Annotated in this window: 3 protein-coding genes and 1 tRNA gene; all 4 read right to left on the reverse strand. The window is 34.0% G+C overall.

The genetic code is table 11. The features are described from left to right. The coding region (gene malQ / locus AC3AX0_RS08025; RefSeq protein ID WP_487549782.1) for a 4-alpha-glucanotransferase at positions 1 to 1,265 on the reverse strand (1,265 nt) is incomplete at its 3' end. Between the two features lie 233 nt (positions 1,266 to 1,498). Then, a tRNA-Leu gene (locus tag AC3AX0_RS08030) sits at positions 1,499 to 1,584 on the reverse strand. A 115-nt stretch (positions 1,585 to 1,699) separates the two neighbouring features. Continuing rightward, positions 1,700 to 3,121 carry an MBOAT family O-acyltransferase gene (locus AC3AX0_RS08035; protein ID WP_487549783.1) on the reverse strand — a complete coding sequence of 474 codons (1,422 nt, stop codon included), beginning with the start codon at positions 3,119 to 3,121 and terminating at the stop codon, positions 1,700 to 1,702. Positions 3,122 to 3,130: 9 nt separating this feature from the next. Continuing rightward, positions 3,131 to 4,207 carry a hypothetical protein gene (locus AC3AX0_RS08040; RefSeq protein ID WP_487549784.1) on the reverse strand — a complete coding sequence of 359 codons (1,077 nt, stop codon included), beginning with the start codon at positions 4,205 to 4,207 and terminating at the stop codon, positions 3,131 to 3,133. Positions 4,208 to 4,389: the final 182 nt, after the last annotated feature.

Raw genomic sequence — 4,389 nt, forward strand, 5'->3', positions numbered from 1 at the left:
CACATATACTCAATGGTTTCAGATTTTCCATAAGCCTTCTCATACCATCCATAAAGCGTATCATTGTCATGGGTTCCCGTATAAAATACCGTGTTTGAATCAATACTATCAAGGAAGTTTTCATTTTCAAAATCATCCATATTTTCAAACTGTAATATCCTCATACCAGGATATCCCAGCTTGTTTTTCAACTCACATACCTCTTCAGTTATATGGCCAAGGTCCTCTGCAATCACTGGTATTTCACCCAAATACTTCTTAAGACTTAAAAAGAAACCATAACCTGGTCCCTTGGACCATTTACCGTTAACTGCATTAATATCTCCAAAGGGAACCTCCCAGTATGCTTCAAATCCTCTGAAATGATCCAGTCGAATAATATCATGTTTTTCCAGTGAATTTTCAATCCTCTTTATCCACCATAGAAAATCATGAGTTGCCATTTCATCCCATCTGTATACAGGGTTTTCCCACAGCTGCCCCGTTTCACTGAAATCATCAGGAGGAACACCCGCTACAGTCAAGGGATTACCCTTGGAATCAATGTTGAAAAGCTCTTGGTGCGACCAGACATCTGCACTTTCAAGAGAGGTGTAAATAGGTACATCACCAATAATCCTTATTCCCCTGTCGTTGGCATATTTTCTAAGTTCCTTCCACTGTCTGTGGAATATATACTGAAGAAACTTCTCACAATATATTTCTTCGCTTAGTTTTTCTTTATATTCATTCAAGATTTTTTCATCTCTATTAGCCAGTTCCTTGTTCCACCTGGTCCAGTCTCTTGACTTGAAAAGTTTTGACAAAGAAATGTAAAGGGCAAAATTGTCAATCCAGTACTTACTGCAAGAAACAAAGGATTCATAGTCTGATTTTATATCTTTTACTTTCGTGTCCATTAAGGACTTAAAATTTAAAAACGCCTTTTTAAACAGTATTTCCTTTAACTTCCTAACCTTTAAAAAGTCGACTCTTCCATCTGAAAAATCAGGCAGATCCATTAAATCTTCTTTATTTAAATATCCATCTTCAACCATAATATCAAAACTTATTAACATTGTGTTGCCTGCAAAAACACAAGGTGACTTATAAGGGGAATTGTACTCGTCCACAGGATTTAAAGGAAGCACCTGCCAAAGACTCTGTTTCGAATCCGCCAGAAAATCTATAAATTCACGAGCTTCTATACCCATATCACCTATGCCATATTTTGAGGGCAAAGATGAAATATGAAACAAAATGCCGCTTTTTCTTGGAAATTTCATATGAACACCCTCTTCTAAATTCTATTCAAAATAGTGATTTATAAATGATATCAACTGTAGTTTATTAATCATATTTGAATAATTTATTATAACATATTTAAACATATTATAATTCACTGATACGCCATACATATTCAAACATACGTTCTAAGCTTAATTGATATTATACCTCAATCCATGGTTTTGTCAAATAAAAAACGTGAAAAAACGAGCCATAAGCTCGTCATTTTTCTTGGTGCGGACGGGGGGATTTGAACCCCCACACCTATACAGGCACTAGCCCCTCAAGCTAGCGTGTCTGCCGTTCCACCACATCCGCATATTTAATTAATACATCTTTTATTTAAGTTGCTTGATTATTATAATAGAAATAAAAGGGTTTGTAAAGTATAAATTCACAATTTATCTAAATAAATATTACAAATCCTTTTTGCTTAAAACTGAAAGTAAATAAAGGTGCTCTGCTCAGTCTTGGCGATGACTATAAGTACTACTACCACTGCCGCATACCCTAGTGCTCTCACTGGTATCGGTAATTGTTCCTGAATTTTTACCGACAGTTTTTTCTCGTTTTTTCTAATATAGTATTCCAATACATGTATGAAATATAATCCTGCAGAAATCATGATATATTTAACTTGGAATGGTGTTACTGTGAGGCTGCTTATGTCGAACATCTTCTTTATTATAAAAATCGCCTGGGAGAATGTCTTTGCCCGAAAGAACACCCATCCTATGCTTGTAAGATTGAAAAAAACAAATATGCAAACTACATTATACCAATTCTTATCCATCACCTTGTTTCTAAAATTCGAAAAATACCTCTGGTAAATATTGTGTATTATGACCAATAATCCATGATATGCTCCCCAAATCAAAAAGGTCCAGTCAGCACCGTGCCACATTCCCGATATGGTCATTGCAGCCATTAAAAACACACTCTGCATGGCAAAGCCTCTTCTATTTCCTCCAATAGGAATATATATATAGTCTCTTATCCATGAAGAAAGAGTTATATGCCATCTTTTCCAGAATTCCTTAGGGTTTTTACTTATATATGGAGATTTGAAGTTAATGTCAAGATCCAAGTCAAAGAGGTGTCCCACACCTACTGCTATTTCACTATATGCAGAAAAATCAAAATATATCTGAAAGGCAAAGAGCCATGCTGCAATCCATCCATCCAAAATCGTGAAGTTCATATAGCTGTCGAAAAACCTATTGGCATAGATTGCCAGATAATCTGCAAATAATATCTTTTTAGATAGCCCCATCATTATATAGTAGAGTCCATATTTGAATCTTGATTCTTTCCAACTGCAGTTTTTCAAATCATTTATCTGTGGAAGAAACTGGTAACCCCTCATTATTGGACCTGCTATAAGCTGTCCGAAGAATGATATAAACACCCAAAATCTAAGAAAAGACCTTTCTGGTTCTATTTCCCCTCTCTTTACATCAGTTATATATGCTATGATTTGAAATGTGTAGAAGGATATACCTACAGGCAGAATTATCCTTGAAATGAACTCGTCTTGATTTTGGAATCCTATATTAAAGAAACTGCTCAAGTTTGTCAACATAAACCCTGAGTACTTGAAAAACAGAAGATTCAATGCATTCACTCCAAGACCCAAATAATAATATATGTTGTTTTTACTCTCGTAAAGTCTGATTGCAAAAAAATATGATATGAATGTCACTGCACCAAAAAGTGTCAGGTAATTCAACCCTGATGCACCATAAAACATCAAATTGGCACAGGCAAGAGCGTATACTCTTGATTTAGGTAATATATAGTAAATAAGCACTGTAATGCTCAAAAGCATGATAAATTCAAATGAATGAAACAGCATGTTTTCCTCCTAGTCAAACCATCTGGAAGTATTTTCTATTAATACTTCCGCAAGTTGTTTATATCCTTCAGGTATAAGATGGATATGGTCCGAATATTGACCGTTCTCTATTCTCCCTGTCATATCAAGATATTCAGCCTTACTTGAATCAAAATATTCCTTTACCAGATCAAGATTATCATCATATCCCGGGGTTTTCCTTACCTTGTCAAGAAGTATCCTATTTGCAGGATGCATATAGAATACTGTGTTTTTACCTTCCTGAAATTTCATGATTTTCTCCAGAAAAAATATCTGATAGTTTTTTTCCGTCATATCAAATTTCTTATCACTGAAAATCCTGTACATGGTTGGTTCATTAAGCATCCCCACAAGAAATTCCTTTTCCTCCCAGGATTTTCCTTCGTTGGAAATACTGTCATTTACGCCCTTAAGTTTGCCTAAAAAACCAGCCTTTATGATATCCTTATAGTTCATTACAGACAACCTTTCAAAAATAAACGTTTTTAATTCATCGACAATCCTTGTTTCGATATCAATTTTTATCTTATCGTTCATAACTTCCAAGTTAAGACAATGGTTGTATGCTTCAATATCTTTTTCCTTAAGAATATCTGTAAACCAGAAAACTGGTGCCGGATAAGGATTTCTTCCTACAAAACCCTGATATATAAGGTTTATTACAACATTATCCCTTGAAATATTATAGTCATCCATCATAAGCAGAATTGTATAAATATCTCCAATCTGGTTTGATGGTACTGACAGATTAAATACACCAATATTCTTGTCATATTCTTGAAGTATTTTTTCCATGTAAAAACTAATGGATTGATCCGGTGTTCCAGGAGTACTGTACATTACGGAATCTCCCACAAGAACAATATAATCATCCATCTTTTCTTCCTTTATTATCCTGCCTATCTGTTCAAGGGCTATCTTTATATTTTCATGTTTATTTTTTATAAGATCATACTCGATCCTGTAATTATATATTATTGATGAATCAACCAAACCTGGCAAAAACACCTGGATTAATATCATATATACTATAAAATACAGTATCACTTTTTTATATGGCTTCATAAGTCTCCTTGTTCCATACAATCATTCATATATTCTTATTTTTAAAATATAAAAGAATTATATGCCTGAGCGGATAGTGTCCACCTTGAAAATTAAGTTTATAAACTTAATTTCAAAACTTCAGTTAATTTAGTAAATACCTGCTTTTTTAACCGAAATAAAAAACATGATTTACACCATGC

The sequence above is a fragment of the Dethiosulfatibacter sp. genome (assembly GCF_983023055.1).

Excerpts from the sequence above, each read along its gene's own strand:
- AC3AX0_RS08035 (WP_487549783.1), bottom strand. The coding sequence starts at position 3,121 with ATGCTGTTTCATTCATTTGAATTTATCATGCTTTTGAGCATTACAGTG.
- AC3AX0_RS08040 (WP_487549784.1), bottom strand. The coding sequence starts at position 4,207 with ATGAAGCCATATAAAAAAGTGATACTGTATTTTATAGTATATATGATA.